We start from the raw sequence: 20,329 nt of genomic DNA, 5'->3' as shown, positions 1-20,329 counted from the left end.
GTGAGCCGTGTGGTGCGCCCGTAAACACATGTGGCTAGTGGTGCAGCCTACGCGGCAAGCTATCAATCAGTGTGAATAGGGTAAAGACGGTTCAGCTCCAAACCGTATCGCGGTCGACCGCCTACCTGGGCCACACATTCAGCACCGGCACGGCAACCTGCCTCCAAAGCAGTCCCTTCGCCGGCACCCTGCAAAATCGCAGCAAGGAAGCCCGCGGCGAACGCGTCGCCCGCTCCGGTCGAGTCTACGACCTCGGCGGGCAGGCCCGCCGCCGTCGCCACGATCCCGCCGTCCACGGCGGCCAGCGCGCCCTCCGCGCCCAGCTTCACGACCGCTGTGCCATATCTCTCACTCAGCAGTACGGCGGCCCGCTCCGGCGTCGAGGAGCCGCTGAGGAGCAGGGCCTCGTCGAGGTTCGGGATGATCAGGTTGGCCGGGGCGGATTCGGACAGGAAACGTTCGACGCCGAAGTCGCGCAGGGGACCCGTGGAGGCCGGGTCGATGCTGATCGCGACGCCCGCGGCCGCCGCGTCGGCCATGGCGCGCCTGGCCAGGCGCAGCCCGGGCGCGGCGAAGAAGATATAGCCGGACAGGTGGAGCCGGCCGACGCCGTCGAGCAGGGCCGGGTCCCAGTCGCTCTCCGAGATCAGGCTGCCCGCGCCGCGGTTGGTGAGCATCGAACGCTCGCCGCTCTTGTCCACCATCGCGATCACGACCGCGGTGGGGTGCTCGGGATCCACCGTCACGTGCGTGCGCACGCCTGTCTTGGCCAGCTCGGTGGTGTGCCAGTCGCAGCTGTCGTAGCCGAGCCTGGCCAGCAGGCGGACGTCGGCGCCCAGACGGGCGGCCCAGGCGGCGGTGTTCGCGCCGGAGCCGCCGGGGCGGAGCACGATGTCGGCGGCCGTGTCGGTGCCCGACATGACTGGTGAACCGTGCAATGCCACGACATCGGTGACCGCGTCACCGATGATCAGGAGCCCGCAGTCCGTCACGATCTCGCCCACGCGAGGGCGATCTGGGCGGCCAAGGCGGTGTTGCCGCGCACGGCGGCCAGGTTCGCCTCCAAGGAGGCGCCGCCGGTGCCGTCCACCAGGTAGCCGAGCAGGAACGGAGTGATCGCCTGCCCCTTGACGCCCGAGCGTTCGGCGGCGGCCAGCGCCTCGCCCAGCACGCGGTCGTGCAACTCCGGGTCGAGCTGCCGGTCCGTGGGGATCGGGTTGGCGACGATCAGCGCCGTCTCCTGGCCGCCGAGCGCGTCCTGGCCGCGCATGACGGCCGCCGCCTCCTCGGGCGACTCGATCCGCCAGTCGATCGGCTGCCCCGAGGAGTGCAGGTAGAAGCCGGGGAAGGTGTCGGTGCGGTACCCCACCACGCTCACGCCCCTGGTCTCCAGCCGCTGCAGCGTCGCCGGCACGTCGAGGATGGACTTCACGCCCGCGCAGACGACCGTGATGCGGGTACGGGCGAGCGTGTCGAGGTCGGCGGACTCGTCCTGGTCCTCGATCCAGCCGCGGTGCACGCCGCCCAGCCCGCCGGTGGCGAAGATCCGGATCCCGGCGCGCGCGGCGAGGAACGACGTGGCCGACACGGTGGTCGCGCCGCTGGCCTTCAGCGCCGCCGCCACCGGCAGGTCCCGCTGGCCCAGCTTGCGCAGGCCCGGCTCGGTCGCGATGCGCTCCAGCTCCAGCTCGTTCAGGCCGATCCGGGGAACGCCGTCCAGCACGGCGATCGTGGCCGGCACCGCTCCCGCCGCCCGTACGACTCCCTCCAACTCCCGCGCCACCTCCAGGTTGCGCGGCTGCGGCAGCCCGTGAGAGATGATCGTGGACTCCAGCGCCACGACGGGTGCGCCGCCGGCCAGGGCCTCGGCGACCTCGTCGGACGGCTGGAGAACGGAGTCGGCGGTGGTGCGCATGGTGAGTTTCATACTCCTTGAGTAATTCCGGCAAGGCATTAGGGGAACGGCGTATTTTACGTCATTTGTTGGGATGGGCTCCGGTTGCTGGCTCGCTGGGCTGACTGTCCGTCTTGACACTGGCTTCCTTGGAACGCGGCACCTGGGTCTTGCCGCGATCTACCGCCCCAAGCAGCATCGCATCGGGGGTCGGGCCGATCAAGGAGCCACCTGTCTCGGAAGTGGACGACGACCAGGGGTAGCGCGCCCATGCCCGGGGCGCCGGCGGCGACCTCGGCGTCCGGGTCCACGGCGTCGAGTCCTCCCGCGCGGGCGCGCCGTCGCGGAGGGGACCGCTCCCCGCCCGGTCGGGGATCTTGTGCCCGGCGGGCGTTGACGGGGAGCGTGGTTTGAGTCGTAAAGTGCGGGGATGGTGTCGTATGACGTGGTTGTCGCCGGGGGCGGGCACAACGGGCTGGTCGCCGCCGCCTACCTCGCCGGAGCCGGTCGGCGGGTGCTCGTGCTGGAGCGGTTCGACCACGTGGGCGGCCTGGCGGTCTCCGCGCGGCCCTTCCCCGGCGTGGACGTACGGCTGTCGCGCTACTCCTACCTGGTCAGCCTGCTGCCCTCCAGGATCGTCCGGGACCTCGGGCTCGACCTGGAGCTGCGCCGCCGCCGCTACGCCTCCTACACCCCCAAGGGAAACACGGGACTGCTCGTCGACAACGAGGACGAGGCACGTACGGCGGCCTCGTTCCGAGCCGTCACCGGCGGCGAGGCCGATCACAAGGCGTGGCGCGACTTCTACGGCATGACCGCGCGGGTGGCCCGGGCCCTGGCCCCCACCCTGCTCGAACCCTTACGCGCCCCCACCGAGATCGAGCGGCTGGTCGGCGCGGAGGCGTGGCGCGATCTGTTCCAGCGGCCCATCGGCCAGACCGTGGCCGAGCGGTTCGGCGACGACACCGTACGCGGCGTCGTGCTCACCGACGCGCTGATCGGCACGTTCGCCGACACCGACACCGACCTGCCGGCCAACCGGTGCTTCCTCTACCACGTGATCGGCGACGGCACCGGGGAGTGGAACGTGCCCGTGGGCGGGATGGGCGCGGTGTCCGGCGCGCTCGAAGCGGCCGCCAGGCGGGCCGGCGCCGAGATCAGGACCGGGGCGGAGATCGTCGGGATCTCGCCGTCCGGGGAGGTCGCCTTCGTGGACGAGGCCGGCGAGCACGCGGTGAACGGCCGGCACGTGCTGGTCAACCTGCCGCCCACAGTGCTCGACCGGGTGCTCGACCGGGTGCTCGGCAGCCCGGCGACCGTGCCCGAGGGGGCGCAGTTGAAGGTCAACATGGTTCTCAGCAGGCTGCCCAGGCTGAAGGACGCGTCGGTGGATCCCTCGGCGGCATTCAGCGGGACGTTCCACATCAACGAGGGGCGCGAGCAGCTCGCCAGGGCGTACGCGCAGGCGGCCGCCGGGCGGATTCCGGACGTGCCGCCGGCCGAGGTCTATTGCCATTCGCTGACCGACCCGTCGATCATCGGGCCCGATCTCAGGGGTAGGGCCGAGACGATGACGTTGTTCGGGCTGCACATGCCCGCACGCCTCTTCCGGACAAATCGCGATAAGGCGCGTGAAGACGCCCTGCGGGCCACCTTCGCCTCCATCAACTCCGTCCTCGCCGAGCCCATCGAGGACTGCCTGCTCCAGGCCCCCGACGGCACCCCGTGCGTGGAGGTCAAGACCCCGGTGGACCTCGAAACGGAGGCCGGGCTGCCCGGCGGCCACATCTTCCACACCGACCTGAGCTGGCCGTACGCGGCGGGCGGCGGCTGGGGCGTGGAGACCGAGCACGAGCGCATCCTCATGTGCGGGGCGGGCGCACGCAGGGGCGGCGGCGTGAGCGGCATCGGCGGGCACAACGCGGCCATGGCCCTCCTGACCTGAGCCCGCCGCGTAGGATGGCATCGGTTCCGGGCTCACCTCCATGCCCGCAACGTGGTGATCCTCATGAAACAGGATGACCTCGTTCATCACGTTTTCATGATTTGCCCCTAGCCTTGGCAAACATGAGTGAGCTCGCACGGTTGCTGGTGGTGGACGACGAGCCCGCGTTGCGTGAGGCGTTGCAGTCGAGCCTGGAGTTCGAGGGCTACAAGATCGTCACGGCCAACGACGGGCAGGCGGCCCTGGACGAGCTGGCGCGCGAGACGTACGACGCGGTGCTGCTGGACGTCATGATGCCGCGGCTCGACGGCCTGACGGCGTGCCGCAGGCTGAGGGCGCAGGGCAACCACATCCCGGTCCTCATGCTCACGGCCCGCGACGCCGTCGGCGACCGGGTCTCCGGACTCGACGCGGGGGCCGACGACTACCTGGTCAAGCCGTTCGAGCTGGACGAGCTGCTGGCCAGGGTGCGCGCCCTGCTGCGGCGCGGCGCGCTGAGCACGGGCACCGAGGAGGACGGCTCGCTGTCGTACGGCGACCTGCGCATGGACCCGGCGACCAGAGAGGTCATCCGGGGCTCGCGCCGGCTCGACCTGACCAGGACCGAATACCTGCTGATGGAGCTGTTCCTGGCGCACCCGCGCCAGGTGCTGACCAGGGACCAGATCCTGAGCGAGGTGTGGGGGTTCGACTTCGAGCCGACCTCCAACTCGCTCGACGTGTACGTGATGTACCTGCGGCGCAAGACCGAGGCCGGAGGGGAGCCGCGAGTGATCCACACCGTGCGCGGGGTGGGTTATGTGCTGCGAGCGACACTGTGATCAGGAAGAGCCTCCGCACCCGCCTCACCGTCCTGGTGGCGGCCGCGGTCGCGCTGGCCATCGCGGTCTGCGCGGGTGCGTGCTTCATGATCGTACGCGGGCAGCTATACCAGCAGATAGACCGGGAACTGAGGCCGCATCCCGGCAACGACCTGTCCTGGCTCATGAAAAAGTGCGGGCCCGAACCGGTGCCCGCCGGCCCGTACGGCCCGCCGCAGTCGACTCAGGTCATCTACGCCGATGGCACTCCTACCTGTTACCTCGGAGCGGCGCTGAAGGTGACGCCGGATGATCTCCGCATCGCGAGGGAGCCAGGCGCGGAGCACATGCACAACGGGGTCGCCGAGGACGGTGCGCCCATGCGCATCTTCACCGTCAACGTGGCTCCGGGCATGGCTGTCATGGACGCCCGGCCGATCGGTCGCCTACAGGGCACTTTGCGTAACGTGGCACTGCTGCTCGGATTCGTTTCCGCGCTTGGTGTGCTCGGCGCGGCGACCGCGGGGCTGCTCATCGCCCGTGCGGCGTTGCGCCCGGTGGGTCGGCTCAGCAAGGCGGTCGAGCACATCGCGCAGACCGAGGACCTCGGCACCCGCATTCCCGTCAGGGGCAACGACGAGATCGCCCGCCTGTCGTCCTCCTTCAACGCCATGACCGCCGCCCTGGCCGGTTCCCGCGAGCGCCAGCAGCAGCTCGTGGCCGACGCCGGACACGAGCTGCGTACGCCCCTCACCACCCTCCGCACCAACATCGACCTGCTGCTCCGCAGCGAGCAGACCGGTCGCAGCCTCGATCCGGACGCCAAGCGGCGCCTGCTGGTCAACGTGAAGGCGCAGTTCGCCGAGCTGTCCACGCTCGTCGCGGACCTGCTCCAGCTCGCCAGGGGCGACACCGACCACGAGCCGCACGTCGAGCTGGCATTCCACGAGGTGGTGACGGCGGCCGTCGAACGCGCCAGGCTGCGCGGCGCGGAGGTCGTCACCGACCTGTCCCCGTGGTACGTCGTCGGCAACGCCGCCTCGCTGGAACGTGCCGTGCTCAACCTCATCGACAACGCCGCCAAGTTCAGCCCGGACGGCCAGGTCGAGGTGGCGCTGGAAGACGGCCGGCTGACCGTCCGCGACCACGGCCCAGGACTGCCGGAAGAGGACCTGCCGCACGTCTTCGAGCGGTTCTGGCGCTCCCCGTCCGCGCGTGGCCTGCCCGGATCCGGGCTCGGGCTGGCGATCGTGGCCCAAGCCGTGGCGGAGTCCGGCGGCCAGGTGAGCTTGGCGAACGCGCCGGGTGGCGGAGCGATCGCGACCATGGATCTGCCGGGAACTCTCATGCGTAACTCAGAAACGGCTAAGTCCCTGTAAAGACCTGAATCGTCAGCTAGGTGCATGGAAGCAACAGCAGTAAGGACGCGCCTGGTCGAGGTGGTCGTCCCGGTTTTCAACGAGCAGCGGGCGCTCAGGGCCGGTGTCACCCGGCTGCACGACTACCTCACCAGAACCTTCCCGTACGGTTTTCGCATCACGGTCGCCGACAACGCCAGCGTGGACAACACCTGGCAGATCGCCACCGAGCTGGCTGAGGAGCTGCCCCACGTGCGGGTCGTGCACCTCGATGAGAAGGGCCGTGGCCGGGCGCTGCGCCGGGTCTGGTCGGAAAGCGACGCCGACGTCGTCAGCTACATGGACGTGGACCTGTCCACCGATCTGGACGCGTTCCTGCCGCTGGTGGCGCCGCTGCTGTCGGGGCACAGCGACCTGGCCATCGGCACCCGCCTGGCCAGGTCGTCGCGGGTGGAGCGGGGCCCGAAGCGGGAGTTCATCTCCCGCTCGTACAACCTGCTGCTCCGCTCCGTGATGGGCGCCGGCTTCTCGGACGCGCAGTGCGGGTTCAAGGCCGTCCGTACGGAGATCGCGCAGGCCCTGCTGCCCGGCGTCGAGGACGAGGAGTGGTTCTTCGACACCGAGCTGCTGCTGCTGGCCGAACGGCACGGACTGAGGATCCACGAGGTGCCGGTGGACTGGGTGGACGATCCGGACAGCCGGGTCGACCTCCTGCGTACCGCCCTCGACGACCTGCGCGGCCTGGCCAGGGTGGCGCGCAAGACGCTGTCCGGGGCCGCGCGCATCCCCGTGCCCGCCCGGGTGCAGCGGGCCGAGCTGCCCAAGGGGATGGCCAGGCAGCTGCCCCGGTTCGCGATCGTGGGCGTGGTGAGCACGCTGGCGTACCTGGCGCTGTACTCGCTGCTGCGGCAGGTGGTCTCGCCGCTGGCCGCCAACGCGGTCGCGCTGCTGGTCACGGCCGTGGCCAACACCGCGGCGAACCGGCGCTTCACGTTCGGCGTGACGGGGTCGGAGGGGGCCCTGCGGCACCAGCTGGAGGGGCTGCTCGCGTTCCTCGTCGGCCTGGCGCTCACTTCGGGCAGCCTGGCGCTGCTGCCCGAAGGGGTCTCGCACGGCGTGGAACTGATCGCGGTCATCGTCGCGAACGCGGCCGCCACGCTCATACGCTTCCTGCTGCTGCGCGTGTGGGTCTTCAACCCCCAGCGGAGGACGGCCCGATGATCGCCACCGCCCTGCGGCCCGCACACCGGGCCGCCGAGAGCCGCAGCCTGCCCGCCCGCCTGTTCCTGGGCTCCGAGCAGGACCCCCGCTGGTCCCGTCCCGCGCTGTGGGCGGTGCTGGCGACCGCGTTCGCCCTGTACGCGTGGGCGCTGAGCGGCGACGCCAACCAGTACTACTCCGCCGCCATCGTCTCCGGCACGCAGAGCTGGAAGGCGTTCTTCTTCGGCGCGCTGGACGCCGGGTCCTTCATCACCGTGGACAAGCCGCCGCTGGCCCTGTGGGTGATGGGGCTGTCGGCGCGGATCTTCGGCTACGGCACCTGGAGCATGCTGCTCCCGCAGGCCCTGGCCGGCGTGGCCGCCGTCGGCGTCGTCTACTCCGCCGTGCGCCGGTCCTTTTCCGGGGTACGGGCGGGGCACGTGGCCGCCCTGGTCGCGGCCGTCGTCATGACGCTCACACCGATCACCGTGGCGATCAACCGGGACAACAACCCCGACACGATCCTGGTGCTGCTGCTGGTGCTGGCGGCCTGGTTCTGCCTGGAGTCGCTGCGGACAGGACGGCTGCGGCCGCTGCTGGTCGCGGCGCTGTTCGTGGGGCTGGCGTTCAACACCAAGATGCTGCAGGCGTACTTGGTGGTGCCCGCGTTCGGGGTGGCGTACCTGGCGTGCGCCCGCGTCCCGTGGCTCAAGCGGGCCGGGCATCTGCTGGCGGCGGGCGCGGTGCTGCTCGTGTCCAGCGCCTGGTGGATGGTGATCGTCGACCTGTGGCCGGCCGGTTCGCGCCCGTACGTCGGCGGCTCGACGAACAACTCCGTCTGGGACCTGGTGATCGGCTACAACGGCCTCGGCCGGATCTTCGGCCAGGGCCAGGGTGGTGGCGGCGGTGGTGGCGGTTTCGGCGGCTTCGGCGGCGAGTCCGGGGCCGGGCGGCTGTTCAACGAGATCGTGGGAGGGCAGATCTCCTGGTTGCTGCCGTTCTGCGTGGTGGCGCTGGCGTTCGCGGTGGTGCGGCGCAGGTCGTCGGACGAAGGGCCCGCGGGGGCCTCGTGGCTGGTGTGGGGCGGCTGGCTCGCCGTCCATTACGTGGTGTTCAGCTTCTCCAGCGGCGTCTTCCACCCGTACTACACGACCGCCATGGCGCCTGCCGTGGCTGCGCTGGCGGGGATGGGCGTGGTGGTCATGTGGCGGGCGTACCGGCGGTCGCGCGCGTGGGCGTGGGTGCTGCCGCTCGCCGTGGCGTTGACCGGCGGCTGGTCGTTCGTGGTGCTGCGCCGCACACCTGAGTGGGTGCCGTGGCTGGCCTGGGTCGTGCTCGGGGCGACCCTGGTGGCCGTGGCGACGATGGTGCTGGCCCGCGTGCGGGCGCAGGTCATGCTCAAGGTGGCGGGGGCCGCGCTGGCGGCCACGGTGGTCGCGGGGCTGGCGGGTCCGGCGGCGTACGCGGTCACGCCGCTGCAGTCCCCGGTGAACGCCGGCAACCCCACGGCCGGGCCGTCGACGGGCGGGATGGGCGGGTTCGGCCGCCCGCCGGGTATGCAGGGTTCGCCCGGCGGTACGGGCGGGGCGGTGCCGTCCGGGTTCATGGGCGGCGGACCCGGTGGCGGGGTGAGCGAGTCCACGGCCAGATACCTCGTCGCCAACCAGGGGACGGCCACGTGGCTGGTGGCGGTGAACAGCGCCCAGCAGGCCTCGTCCCTGATCGTTTCCACCCGCAAGCCGGTGATCGCCATGGGCGGCTTCACGGGCAGCGACCCCGCCATGACCGTGGACCGGCTCAAGTCGCTCGTCTCGTCGGGGCAGCTCCGTTATGTCATGACGGGCGACGGCCGAGGGGGTCTCGGGCGGGGGAACGCGGAAGTGACGAGTAGTTGGGTGCAGGAAAACTGCACGGCGGTGGACGGACAGGACGGTCTGTACGACTGCGCCACATAGCCGGATTTGGGGCGTCGTACGCGAGCGGCGCCCTGCGAATTTTTTCGCTGCAATATAGCGGGATTAGTCCGTATTTTGCGTCGCAATATCGCCGCTGACCAGGGGGAATGTTTTTTCGGTTTCGTTGGTGGGCGGCGATCAGAGGAGTATTCTCAAGGCAGCCGACGGGACCGGAGATGACGAGTATCCCCGGTCCCTCCCCCCAACCTACGGGAGATCAACTTGGGCTACAAGGAAATCTGCTGCACGCTCGGCACCTCGCTGGACAACGACTTCATCCAGGTCCGGGCAGACCAGGCCGAACTGGCACAGGACCTCACCGAGCGGATCAATGGCGTGGCCTCCCGCGTCAAGGCTTTGGACGCCAAGTTCGACAAGCGGTTCGCGGAGCTGGACGCCCATGTCGACCAGAAGTTCGCGGAGGTCGACCAGAAGTTCGTAGAGCTGGACGCCAAGGTCGACCAGAAGTTCGCGGAGGTCGACCAGAGGTTCGCGGAGGTCGACAAGAAGTTCGCAGAAGTCGACACGAGATTCGACAGGCTGGAAGGCAAGGTCACCGAGATACAGGGGACCCAGACGGAGATGATGGACATCCTCATCGCCATCCAGCGCAAGCTCGACGTCAACTAGCACATCCCCACTCCGAAAGGCGGGCCCGTCTACACCACGGGCCCGCCTTTCGCATGAGCGTTTTCGGGCCCGACAAAGGCGCTGATCGCGCAATTGCCCGGCGACCTCGGCCGCCTGCAAGGCGGGAGTGCTGATCAGGCGGGTAGCGCCGCGAGGAGGAAGGCCAGCCGGGCGGCGGCGGACTCGACGTCCTCCGCCGTGCCCAGGCGGTAACCCCACGAGGTGACGAACGCACCCTCCTCCGAGCATGTCACGGTCTCGGCGAGCGTGGTCGAGAAGCGGTTGCGGACCGACACGTACGCCGGGTCGCTGGACAGGGCGAGGCTCTGGACCGACAGGTCGGCATGACGACCTGCGTGCCAGGCGAACCGCTCGAGGCAGAGCGTGGTATCAAGCATCATGCGTCACCTCCGCAACGTATCTGCGCCAGAATTGCACGATCTTGCGGTGGTGGCAAGCAATTGCTGCGGTTAATGTGGGCTTTCTTTTCGGTAAGCGTCAAGGATGCGGATCATGACCTCGCGCCCGCCCTCGTCGAACTGGGCCACCTTGGCGTACTCATCGAAGGCCTGGACATAGAAGGCGATGTCATCGGGATCGCGCAGGACCAGGTCCTTGGTCATGGTGGCCACACCCACCATGGCCTCGTTGTAGATCCAGAAGCTGTTGATCGGCGCGGACGGGAGCTCCGTGGCGAAGGGGATCACGCCGAACTCCACGTTCGGCAGTGTGCTGACGGCCAGCAGCCGGTCGAGCTGGCCGCGCATGACATCGGGCGGGGCCAGTGCCATGCGCAGCGCCGACTCCGGCACCACGAACCTGAACGTCCTGCTCCGGTCGTACAGGATCTCCTGGCGCTGCATCCGCACCCGCACCGCCGCGTCGATCTGGTCGGCGGCGCTGTAGAGGCGCTTGACCTTGTGGAAGACGTGCCTGGCGTATTCGGCGGTCTGCAGCAGGCCCATGATGATGCCCGGCTCGAAGGCGCGGAACAGCTTCGTGCGCGCCTCCAGGTCGCGCATGTCCTCCTGGATCGCGGCCAGGCCGCTGCGGTAGCGCTGTTTCCAGCTGTCGTGCCGCTCCAGCAGGGCCATGGCCTGCCTGATCAACTCGTCTGTCGTGTCGGGCGAGGCCCCCACAGCCTGCGCCCACGCGACCACATCATCCTCGCTGGGGGTCTGCCGGGCGTTCTCCAGCCGGGAGATCTTGGACGGCTGCCAGCGCAGCCGCTCGGCCAGGTCTTTGCCCGAGAGGTGGGCGGTCTCGCGCAGCGAGCGCAACTGGCCGCCGAGGTCGATGCGCGCCTGCTGAAACGACGTCACGTCGCAAGAGGCTAGCCCCGATTGCGCCGATCATGCCAGCATTGGCGGCAATTGTGATCAACCGGTTGCCGTCGGTGTTCCTCCGCTGGTCGGGAAAGCGGTTGCCGGGCCGTCCGCGAGGACGCGGCGGGCGATTTCGGTAATGAGCTCTCGGGGGACCTCGACCGCGGTCTCGCCGTCGAGGACGTCACGGAGATCGGCGAGCGCCTCCGCGTCGGTGAGTTCGAGCCCCTGCACGACGATGGTGCCGCGGTCGGTCTCATACAGGGTGGGACAGGCGCCGGCCTCCGAGGTGGAGCCGAGAAACCGCATACGCATGACGATCCTTCCCTGAAAATCAAGTGCAATTGCGCGCAATTGTACGACTTGGCGAGGAAGGCGTGATTATTATTCCAAAAATCATGACATACCGGTCAGCCGAGAACGCCGTCCATGAACTCCCGCGCTCGCTCGAACAACCCCAGAGCGGTCGCATGCAGCACGTCCCCGATGTCCTTGGGCGCCTTGCCGGCGAACGCCCGCGCGTGGGTGCCCTCCAGCACGATGCCGAGCTTGAAGCAGGCCATGACCGCATACCAGTCGACGGCTGACAGGTCGCGCTCGGACAGCGCCGCGTAGTAGGCGACGAGCTCGCGTGGGGAGGGCAGTCCCGGCACGTGGCCGTTGTCGGTGGGCCAGGTGGCCAGCAGCCAGCCCAGGTCGAGCAGCGGGTCGCCGATCGTGCACATCTCCCAGTCCACGATCGCGGCCACGCGGGGGCCGTCGCAGGCGAACATCAGGTTCGCGAAGTGGTAGTCACCGTGCATGATCCCCGGGGTGAAGGCCGCGGGAAGACGGCGGGTGAGCCAGTCCGCGGTCTCGTACAGACCGGGGATGCCGGGTCCCGGGTAGCCGTCGAGGGCACCATAGGAGTCGAGCTCCTTGAGCCAGCGCGGCACCTGCCGCTCCAGGAACCCCTCGGGCCTGCCGAACCCCGGCAGCACCGCCGGATCGACCCGGCCCAGCTCGGCCAGCGCGGCGGCGGCCTCCAACCCCATCCGATGCCTGATCGCCGGGTCGGAGGCGTGCGGCTCCGGCAGCCCTGTCGAGGGGTTGAACCCGTCGACCGGCTCCATCAGGTAGAACACCGGCTCGCGTGCGGTCTGCGCGGCCACCAGCGCCGGCGCGGGGACCGGCGTGCCGCGCAGTGCCGTCAGCACCCGCGCCTCGCGGCGCAGCACCTCGTTGCTCTTCTGGCGGGCATGCAGGGGCGGGCGGCGCAGGATGTACGGGCGACCGCCGCGCTCGAAGCGGACCATGACGTTCTGCGTGCCGCCCAGGACCGGCGCCACGCCCGTGATCGGGCCGCCCGGCAGCCCCTGGTCGTCCATCCACGTGCCGAGCGTCTCGAAGTCGACGGCGTTGACGTCGATGTGGGTGGAGGTCATGTACCGCCCCTCGACAGAAGGATATTCTGGCGGCGACCCTATGAGACGGCCGCGCACCCGGTCAACCAAGGGCCTGCATGAACGGCAGGAACTGACGGGCCGGATCGCCGGGCAGGTCGCCGCCCCGCACCATGCGCGAGACCGGCCACGGGCTGCCGATGCCGTGCTCGCCCGCCCAGGCGATCATCGACTCGTGGGCGAGGTCGAAGTCCATCCGCACCTCGCCGTCAGCCCCGAGCGCCAGGTCGCCGATCAATGCCCGCGCCGTCTCCTCCTCCCGCGCCACGACCGGGCCGATGACCGTGTTGCCGTCGTTGCGCCAGCAGTGGCCGAAGCCGCCGTCGGCGACCCTGACCTGCTCGCCGAAGGTGAACATCCGCCGCAGCAGCGCGGACCTGTCCGTGCCGAACACCTCGGCGTCGAGCGCCAGGATCGCGTCGAGGTCGGCCGGCGTCGCGGGGCGGGTCCTGCCCGAGAGGGCGCCTGCGAAGACGCCCGTATGTATGGCGGCCCTGCCGACGACGCGGAAGCCGAGCCGCTCGTAGAGCGGGCGGCCGTACTCGGTCGCGTACAGCGAGACGATCCGGTCGCCGGCCCGCTCCAGCACGTGCTCCATGAGCCGGCGGGCCAGGCCCTGCCGGCCGTACCTGGAGGCCGTGAGGACCATGCTGATCGTCGCGTGGTCGTCGCCGTAGCAGGTCAGGATGTTCGTCGCGGCCAGGCCGTCGCCGTCGGGGGCGTCGATGCCGTATGGCTCGCCGATCTCGAACAGCAGGCGCCACTTGTGCCGTTCGGGCCCCCAACCGCGGTCCTTGGCCAGGCGGGCGCAGTCGTCCAGGTCGTCGGCGGTGAGACGGCGAGGGGTCATAGGGCACATCTTTTCCCAAGGGGGATGCCGATCTCAAAGGGATTGTCGAGGGCTGAGGGAGGATGGCGGGATGGAGTACGTTGCGGCGGTAGATGTCGGCGGGACCACCATGAAAGGCGGACTTGTCGCCCGTGAGGGGACGATCATCTCCTTCGACCGCCGTCCCACACCCCGCGCTGAGGGGCCGGACCGGGTGATCGCCGCCATCTCCGCCTTCGTCGCCGACCTGTGCCGGCCGCGCTCCGGGACGCGGCCCGTGGCCGTGGGACTGGCGGTGCCGGGGCTCGTCACGGACACGCATGCCGTCTTCTCCGCCGCCTTCGGGTGGCGAGACGTTCCGCTCTCCGCGTTCACGGACGTGGCCCTGCCCGTGGCGCTGGGCCACGACGTGCGCGCCGCGGCAGAGGCCGAGCTGGTGCACGGAGCCGGCGGGCGGGACGTGCTGTTCCTCCCCATCGGCACGGGCATAGCGGGCGCGTGCGTCCTGTCCGGCTCCCTGTACGGGGGCGCGGGCGGGTGGGCCGGGCAGATCGGGCACATCCCGGTCCGGCCCGATGGGCGGGCGTGCGGATGCGGGCAGCGGGGATGCCTGGCCGCGTACGCCTCCGCGAAGGCCATCGCGGACCGGTGCGGCGAGACCTCGGCGGAGGCGGTCGTGCGGCGGGTCGCCCAAGGGGACGACCGGGCTGTCGAGGTGTGGGACGAGGCCGTGGAGGCGCTCGCCCTGGCACTGGCCACGTACACGATGGTGCTGGATCCGGCGGCCGTCGTGATCGGCGGCGGGCTCTCGCTGGCGGGGGAGTCGTTGCTCGTACCGCTGCGGGCGCGGCTGGCCGCCCGCCTGGCGTTCCGGCCCGCTCCAGAGGTGCGGGCTTCGGCGCTGGGGGTTCGGGCCGGGGTGATGGGGGCGGGGCTGCTGGGGTGGCGGGCGCTAGCGCAGAGCCGCGGGGATGTCGACGAACCGCTCGCGTAGCTCCTCGCCCAGGGCCTTGGCCTGCGGGTCCATGCGCGGGCTCGCGGCCACGCCCCTGCCGAGCAGGCCGTGGACGACGAAGTTGAGCGCCTTGATGCCGGGCAGCTCGTAGCGGTCGATGCGGTGGCCGGCCAGGGGCGGGAGGAGTTCTTTGAGCTTGGCGGCGGTCAGGTGCCTCTCCAGCCAGGCGTAGCGGTCTTCGGTGTCGGTCCAGACGCCCACGTTGGCGTTGCCGCCCTTGTCGCCCGAGCGGGCGCCGGCGATCCGGCCCAAGGGGACGCGCACGGTGGGCCGGGGGTCGTCGCGGTCCTGGCTCGCGGGTGCCCGGCCACCGTCCACGGGCGCAGAGCCGCGCCGTACCATTTCCCGCTCGCCCGGCGCGGGAAATGCGCCGGCGCCTTCGCCGGGCAGTTCCTCGCCGTTCATGAAGACTCGCGGACGGACCGCGGCGGCCGGGACGAGGACCGGCCAGTAGATGCCGTACGGCGCGGCGTTGCCCGGCGGGGTGAGGCCGTAGAAGCCGGGATAACTGGCCAGCCCCGTCTCCACCACGGCGGCCGAGAACGCGCGCCCCACCTTGCGCTGGTCGGCGTCCATGACCGTGATCCGCAGCAGCCCCGGCTCGGCCAGTGTCACGTCGACCGCGTCGAACGACTCCCGCGGGATCCGCGCCCAGATCGCCTCCTCCGCCACCCGCGCCTTCGCCTCGACGTCCAGCCCCGTCAGCACGAGCGTCATCGTGTTCCGGTATCCGCCCAGGACGTTGACCGCGACCTTGAGCGTGTCCGGCGGCGGCTCCCCGCGGACCCCGGAGACCAGCACCCGGTCCGGGCCGTCGTCCGCCAGCGTGATCGTGTCGAACCTGGCCACCACGTCCGGACCCGGATAGCGCGGCCCGCCGATCTCGTACACCAGTTGCGCGGTCACCGTCCCGATCGAGACCAGGCCGCCCGTGCCCGGATGCTTGGTGATCACCGCCGACCCGTCCGCCCGCAGCTCGGCGATGGGGAAGCCGCAGTGCGCCAGGTCCGGTACGTCCTGGAAGAACGCGTAGTTGCCGCCTGTGGCCTGGCAGCCGCATTCGATGACGTGCCCCGCGACCACCGAGCCCGCCAGCGGGTCGAGATCGTCTGGCGTCCACCCGTACCGCCAGATGCCGGGACCCGTCACGAGGGCCGCGTCGGTCACGCGGCCGGTCACCACCACGTCGGCGCCCGCCGACAGGGCGGCGGCGATCGGCCGGCCGCCGAGATAGGCGTTAGCGGTCAGCGGCGTCGCGTCGAGCCGCTCGCCGGTGTCGGCGTTGACCAGGTCGAGGTCCCTGCCGGTGAGGTCGTCGCCGGTCACGTACGCGACCGCGGGGGACAGGCCGAGCCTTGCGGCGAGCTCGTGTACGGCCTCCGCGCACCCGGCCGGATCCAGGCCGCCCGCGTTCGAGACGATCTTGATCCCCCGGTCGAGGCAGGGGCCGAGGACGTCCTCCAGTTGCCGCAGGAACGTCGGCGCGTAGCCGGGGCGGCCCTTGAGGCGGTTGCCGGCGAGGATGAACATGGTCAGCTCGGCCAGCCAGTCCCCGGTCAGCACGTCGATCGGGCCGCCCTCGACCATCTCCCGCGCGGCCGAGAGCCGGTCGCCGTAGAAGCCGCTGCAGTTCGCGACGCGCAGGGTCATCGCGACGCCCACTTGGGCGGGCGTTTCTCCCAGAACGCCGCGATCCCCTCCTGGCCCTCCTCCGAGGTGAACCGCTCCGCGGACAGCTCGGTCATCTGCCGCAGCCCTTCCTCGAACGACAGCCCGGGCACGTCCCTGATCAGCCGCTTCGTGATCGCCAACGCCTCCGGGCCGCCCTTGACCAGCATCTCGGCATAGTGCGCCACCGTCGCGTCCAGCTCCTCCTCCGGCACGGCCCGCGACAGCAGCCCGATCTCGGCCGCCCTGGCGGCGTCGAACACCTCGCCGGTCAGGAAGTATTCGGCCGCGGCCCTGGAATCGAGCCTCCTCAGCACCGGCACGGAGATCATGGCGGGCACGACGCCGAGCCGTACCTCCGTGAACGCGAACGACGCCGTCAGCGGCGCGACCGCGAAGTCGGAGCACGCCACCAGCCCCAGGCCGCCCGCCCGCGCGGTGCCGTTCAGCCGGCAGATGACCGGCTTCGGGCTCTCCCACAACAGCGTGAAGATCTCCGGGAGCGCCCCCGTCACCGGCGCGCCCGCGGCCCGCTGCTCCTTCAGGTCGGCGCCCGAGCAGAACACCGTCCCCGTGGCCGTCAGCACGATCACCCTGGCGTCCGGCTCGGCCAGCGCCCAGGTGAGCCGGTCCTCGAGATCGGCGAGCAGGCGTACGGACAGCGCGTTGCGGTTGTGCGGCGAGTCCAGCGTGATCGTCGCGATGCCCTCCGCCAGCTCCTTGTGGACCAGGCTCGTCATGAGTTCCCCTCCTGGATGATCGCCAGCACGGCCCCGGCTTCGACCTGCTGTCCTTTCTCGGCGTGGACGACGGACACCACGCCGTCGGCCGGGGCGGCGATCCGATGCTCCATCTTCATCGCCTCCAGCACCAGCACCGTCTGCCCCTTGACGACCCGCTCGCCGGCCGCCACCTCGACCCGCAGCACGCTGCCCGGCATGGGGGCGAGCAGGGATCCCGGGGCGACATGCTCGACCGGCTCGGGCAGGCGCGGGACCGGGGTCAGCTCGACGTGGCAGGCGACGGAGTCGACGTAGACCTTCCCGTCGTCGTACCGGGCGACCTCGAAGGAGTGCCGGACGCCGTCACGCTCCAGGACCACCTCGTGCGGCTCCACGCTGATCGTCGTGACACCGCCGGGGAGCGGGTCGTAGACCACCTCGGCCTCCTCGAAGCGCGCCTGGCGGGGCTGGGAGCGCACGTTGCGCCAGCCGGCGGGCAAGCCGGCCAGCACGGCCGTCCCCCGGCGGTTGGCGGCGGCCATCGCCAGAGCGGCGGCCAGCACCGGGAGCTCGTCGGCCTGGTGCGGGTCCGGTATGGTCGCGTGGACCGGGCCGTCCGGGTCGAGGAAGCCGGTGTGGGTGTCCCCGGCCCCGAACTCCGGAGTGGTCAGGATTTTTATGAGTGAATCGCGATTCGTCGTGAGGCCATGCAGCTTGGCCCGCCGCAGCGCCGTGACCAGCTTCCGCACCGCTTCCGCCCGGGACGACCCGTGCGCGATGATCTTGGCCAGCATCGGGTCGTAGTAGGGCGGGACCACCGATCCCGACTCCACCCCCGAATCCACCCGCACTTCACCCGTGACCTCGAACCGCCGCAACACCCCCGACTGCGGCAGGTAGTCACCGTCCTCCGCATAAAGCCGCACCTCGACCGCATACCCGGAGGGCCCGGGCGGCACCGGTGGCAATGCGGCGCCTTCGGCGACCTCCAGCTGCAGCCGTACGAGATCGACCCCGAAGACCAGCTCGGTGACCGGGTGCTCGACCTGGAGCCGGGTGTTCATCTCCAGGAACGCCACCCGGTCTCCCTTGACCAGGAATTCCACCGTTCCGGCGCCCACGTACCCGATCGCCCGCGCGGCCCGGACGGCGGCCGCGCACAGCCGTTCCCGCAGCTCGGGTGAGATCCCTGGCGAGGGGCACTCCTCGACGACCTTCTGGTGCCGCCGCTGCACGCTGCACTCGCGCTCGCCGAGCGCCCACACGGTGCCGTGCCGGTCGGCCAGCACCTGGACCTCCACGTGCCGGGCCCGCTCCAGCAACGGCTCGGCGAACACGGTCCCGTCCCCGAACGCCGCTGCCGCCTCCCGCCGCGCGGACTCGACCTCCCGCGCCAGCTCGCCGGCGTCCCGCACGATCCGCATCCCGCGCCCGCCCCCGCCGGCGGACGCCTTCACCAGCAGCGGGAACTCCGCGGGCGCGGCCAGGTCGAGCGAGGGCAGGACCGGAACCCCTGCCGCCTCCATCAGCTGCTTCGCCTCGATCTTGGCGCCCATGGCGGCGATCGCCGAGGGCGGCGGGCCCACCCACACCAGCCCGGCCTCCAGCACGGCCTGCGCGAACTCCGCGCTCTCGGACAGGAATCCGTATCCGGGGTGCACGGCGTCCGCGCCGGAGGCCCGGCACGCCTCCAGGATGCGGTCCACGGCCAGGTAGGTGTCGGAGGGCCGAGCGCCGCGCAGCCGTACCGCGAGATCGGCCTCGGCCACGTGCGGCGCGCCCGCGTCGGGGTCGGAGAACACGGCGACCGTGGAGATGCCGAGCGACCCGCAGGTACGGAAGACACGACGGGCGATCTCGCCCCGGTTCGCGACGAGCAGACGCGTGATCACGGCCGGAACACCCCGTACCCCGCGGCCGGCGGGACCGGCGCGCTGTTGATCGCCGACAGGCACATGCCCAGCACGGTACGCGTGTCGCGCGGATCGATCACTCCGTCGTCGTACAGGCGCCCCGACAGGAAGAACGGCAGCGACTCGGCCTCGATCTGGGCCTCCACCATCGCGCGCATGGCCGCGTCCGCCTCCTCGTCGTAGACCTGCCCCTTGGCCTGCGCCGAGGCCCGCCCCACGAGTGACAGCACCCCGGCGAGCTGCGCGGGTCCCATCACCGCCGACTTGGCGCTAGGCCAGCTGAACAGGAAGCGGGGATCGTACGCGCGGCCGCACATGCCGTAGTTGCCGGCGCCGTACGAGGCTCCCATGACGATCGTCAGGTGCGGGACGGTCGAGTTGGACACGGCGTTGATCATCATGGCGCCGTGCTTGATGATGCCGCCCTGCTCGTAGTCCTTGCCGACCATGTAGCCGGTCGTGTTCTGGAGGAAGAGCAGCGGGGTGCGGGACTGGCCGGCGAGCTGGATGAACTGGGTGGCCTTCTGCGATTCCGGGCTGAACAGCACGCCGCGCGCGTTGGCCAGCACGCCCACCGGGTAGCCGTGAATCCGCGCCCATCCCGTCACCAGCGAGGCCCCGTAGAGGGGCTTGAACTCCTCGAACTCGCTACCGTCCACCACCCGGGCGATCACCTCGCGGGGGTCGAACGGGATCTTGAGATCTTCGGGGACGATGCCGAGCAGCTCGTCCGCCGGATATTTCGGCTCTTGGGCGGGGAGTGGGGTGACGCCCTGCTTGCGCCAGTTCAGCGACCGTACGATGCGCCGCCCGATCCTGAGCGCGTCGTGCTCGTCCTGGGCGAGGTGGTCGGCCAGGCCGCTGACCCTGGCGTGCATCTCGGCGCCGCCCAGCGACTCGTCGTCCGATTCCTCCCCGGTCGCCATCTTGACCAGCGGCGGCCCGCCGAGGAACACCTTGGCGTGGTTCCGGACCATCACCACGTGGTCGCTCATGCCGGGCACGTACGCGCCGCCGGCCGTGGAGTTGCCGAAGACGAGCGCGATGGTTGGGATCCCGGCGGCCGACAATCTGGTCAGGTCCCGAAATATCCGCCCACCCGGGATGAAGATCTCCTTTTGCGTCGGCAGGTCGGCGCCACCGCTCTCGACCAGGTTCACGTACGGGAGGCGGTTCTGCAGCGCGATGTCGGCCGCCCGCAGCGACTTCCTGAGCGTCCATGGGTTCGAGGCACCCCCGCGGACCGTGGGATCGTTCGCCGTGATCATGCACTCGACGCCTTCGATCACCCCGATTCCGGCGACCATGCCCGCCCCGACCTGGAACTCGCTGCCCCAGGCGGCCAGCGGCGACAGTTCGAGAAATGGCGAATCGGCGTCGACCAGCAACTCGATGCGCTCGCGTGCGAGGAGCTTGCCGCGGCGGCGATGCCGCTCGACGTACTTCTCCCCGCCCCCGGCCACCGCTTTGGCGTGCTCGGCGTCGAGGTCGGCCAGCTTGGCGAGCATGGCCTCGCGCCGCCGTCGGTGGTCGTCGCTCGCGGGATCGAGCCTGCTCCTGATCATGAGCCTCCCTCGCGCGGCTCCAGCAGCAGCCGCTCGAATCGATCATCGGCTACGGTAACCGTCGCGTT

The 20,329-nt window shown here is 70.6% G+C and carries 18 protein-coding genes; 7 read left to right on the top strand and 11 right to left on the bottom strand.

The window, feature by feature from the left end; genetic code table 11:
- Positions 1 to 62 precede the first annotated feature (62 nt).
- Complete coding sequence (locus ACTMTI_RS30100; protein WP_441123930.1) at positions 63 to 1,004, bottom strand: carbohydrate kinase family protein; 942 nt, start codon at positions 1,002 to 1,004, stop codon at positions 63 to 65.
- Positions 989 to 1,927, bottom strand: a complete 939-nt coding sequence (locus ACTMTI_RS30095) for a pseudouridine-5'-phosphate glycosidase (RefSeq protein WP_441123929.1) — start codon at positions 1,925 to 1,927, stop codon at positions 989 to 991. The genes ACTMTI_RS30100 and ACTMTI_RS30095 overlap by 16 nt, the downstream gene beginning before the upstream one ends.
- 397 nt (positions 1,928 to 2,324) lie before the next feature.
- Between ACTMTI_RS30095 and ACTMTI_RS30090 the strand changes: the two genes are divergently transcribed.
- The 6 genes from ACTMTI_RS30090 (at position 2,325) to ACTMTI_RS30065 (ending at position 9,782) form a co-directional block, all read left to right on the top strand.
- Entirely contained in the window at positions 2,325 to 3,839 is a 1,515-nt protein-coding gene (locus ACTMTI_RS30090) for a phytoene desaturase family protein (protein ID WP_441123928.1), read from the top strand.
- A gap of 122 nt (positions 3,840 to 3,961) precedes the next feature.
- On the top strand, positions 3,962 to 4,660 hold the full coding sequence (locus ACTMTI_RS30085) for a response regulator transcription factor (protein WP_441123927.1): 699 nt from the start codon (positions 3,962 to 3,964) through the stop codon (positions 4,658 to 4,660).
- Entirely contained in the window at positions 4,657 to 6,018 is a 1,362-nt protein-coding gene (locus tag ACTMTI_RS30080) for a sensor histidine kinase (protein ID WP_441123926.1), read from the top strand. The genes ACTMTI_RS30085 and ACTMTI_RS30080 overlap by 4 nt, the downstream gene beginning before the upstream one ends.
- Before the next feature lie 24 nt (positions 6,019 to 6,042).
- Positions 6,043 to 7,218, top strand: coding sequence for a glycosyltransferase (locus tag ACTMTI_RS30075; protein WP_441123925.1), 1,176 nt, complete (start codon positions 6,043 to 6,045; stop codon positions 7,216 to 7,218).
- Positions 7,215 to 9,152, top strand: coding sequence for a glycosyltransferase family 39 protein (locus ACTMTI_RS30070; protein ID WP_441123924.1), 1,938 nt, complete (start codon positions 7,215 to 7,217; stop codon positions 9,150 to 9,152). The genes ACTMTI_RS30075 and ACTMTI_RS30070 overlap by 4 nt, the downstream gene beginning before the upstream one ends.
- A 222-nt stretch (positions 9,153 to 9,374) precedes the next feature.
- A complete protein-coding gene (locus tag ACTMTI_RS30065) occupies positions 9,375 to 9,782 on the top strand; it encodes a hypothetical protein (protein WP_441123923.1) in 408 nt (135 codons plus the stop codon).
- Positions 9,783 to 9,916: 134 nt separating this feature from the next.
- Here ACTMTI_RS30065 and ACTMTI_RS30060 read toward each other — a convergent pair whose 3' ends face one another.
- The 5 genes from ACTMTI_RS30060 to ACTMTI_RS30040 all read right to left on the bottom strand — a co-directional run bounded on the left by ACTMTI_RS30060 (position 9,917) and on the right by ACTMTI_RS30040 (position 13,399).
- Positions 9,917 to 10,183, bottom strand: a complete 267-nt coding sequence (locus tag ACTMTI_RS30060) for a hypothetical protein (RefSeq protein ID WP_441123922.1) — start codon at positions 10,181 to 10,183, stop codon at positions 9,917 to 9,919.
- 69 nt (positions 10,184 to 10,252) lie between these two features.
- Entirely contained in the window at positions 10,253 to 11,104 is an 852-nt protein-coding gene (locus tag ACTMTI_RS30055; protein WP_441123921.1) for a helix-turn-helix domain-containing protein, read from the bottom strand.
- A 57-nt stretch (positions 11,105 to 11,161) separates the two neighbouring features.
- Entirely contained in the window at positions 11,162 to 11,422 is a 261-nt protein-coding gene (locus ACTMTI_RS30050; RefSeq protein WP_441123920.1) for a hypothetical protein, read from the bottom strand.
- A gap of 95 nt (positions 11,423 to 11,517) precedes the next feature.
- Positions 11,518 to 12,531, bottom strand: a complete 1,014-nt coding sequence (locus tag ACTMTI_RS30045) for a phosphotransferase family protein (protein WP_441123919.1) — start codon at positions 12,529 to 12,531, stop codon at positions 11,518 to 11,520.
- A 61-nt stretch (positions 12,532 to 12,592) separates the two neighbouring features.
- Positions 12,593 to 13,399, bottom strand: a complete 807-nt coding sequence (locus tag ACTMTI_RS30040; RefSeq protein ID WP_441123918.1) for a GNAT family N-acetyltransferase — start codon at positions 13,397 to 13,399, stop codon at positions 12,593 to 12,595.
- A gap of 70 nt (positions 13,400 to 13,469) precedes the next feature.
- On the opposite strand from ACTMTI_RS30040, the gene ACTMTI_RS30035 reads away from it, so the two are divergent.
- Positions 13,470 to 14,372 carry an ROK family protein gene (locus ACTMTI_RS30035; protein ID WP_441123917.1) on the top strand — a complete coding sequence of 301 codons (903 nt, stop codon included), beginning with the start codon at positions 13,470 to 13,472 and terminating at the stop codon, positions 14,370 to 14,372.
- Here ACTMTI_RS30035 and ACTMTI_RS30030 read toward each other — a convergent pair.
- From ACTMTI_RS30030 to ACTMTI_RS30015, 4 genes are read right to left on the bottom strand one after another with little or no spacing between them, the layout of a single operon-like run.
- Complete coding sequence (locus ACTMTI_RS30030; RefSeq protein WP_441123916.1) at positions 14,331 to 16,043, bottom strand: acyclic terpene utilization AtuA family protein; 1,713 nt, start codon at positions 16,041 to 16,043, stop codon at positions 14,331 to 14,333. The genes ACTMTI_RS30035 and ACTMTI_RS30030 overlap by 42 nt on opposite strands.
- Entirely contained in the window at positions 16,040 to 16,801 is a 762-nt protein-coding gene (locus ACTMTI_RS30025; protein WP_441123915.1) for an enoyl-CoA hydratase-related protein, read from the bottom strand. The genes ACTMTI_RS30030 and ACTMTI_RS30025 overlap by 4 nt, the downstream gene beginning before the upstream one ends.
- Complete coding sequence (locus tag ACTMTI_RS30020) at positions 16,798 to 18,675, bottom strand: ATP-binding protein (protein ID WP_441123913.1); 1,878 nt, start codon at positions 18,673 to 18,675, stop codon at positions 16,798 to 16,800. Before ACTMTI_RS30020 ends, ACTMTI_RS30025 begins: the two co-directional genes overlap by 4 nt.
- On the bottom strand, positions 18,672 to 20,261 hold the full coding sequence (locus tag ACTMTI_RS30015) for an acyl-CoA carboxylase subunit beta (protein ID WP_441123912.1): 1,590 nt from the start codon (positions 20,259 to 20,261) through the stop codon (positions 18,672 to 18,674). The genes ACTMTI_RS30020 and ACTMTI_RS30015 overlap by 4 nt, the downstream gene beginning before the upstream one ends.
- Between the last annotated feature and the right edge of the window lie 68 nt (positions 20,262 to 20,329).

Source organism: Nonomuraea sp. H19, assembly GCF_052068215.1.
Taxonomy (GTDB): Bacteria; Actinomycetota; Actinomycetes; order Streptosporangiales; family Streptosporangiaceae; genus Nonomuraea.
The sequence above is the reverse complement of the archived record's forward strand: the minus strand, read 5'-3'. Positions and strand labels throughout refer to the sequence as shown.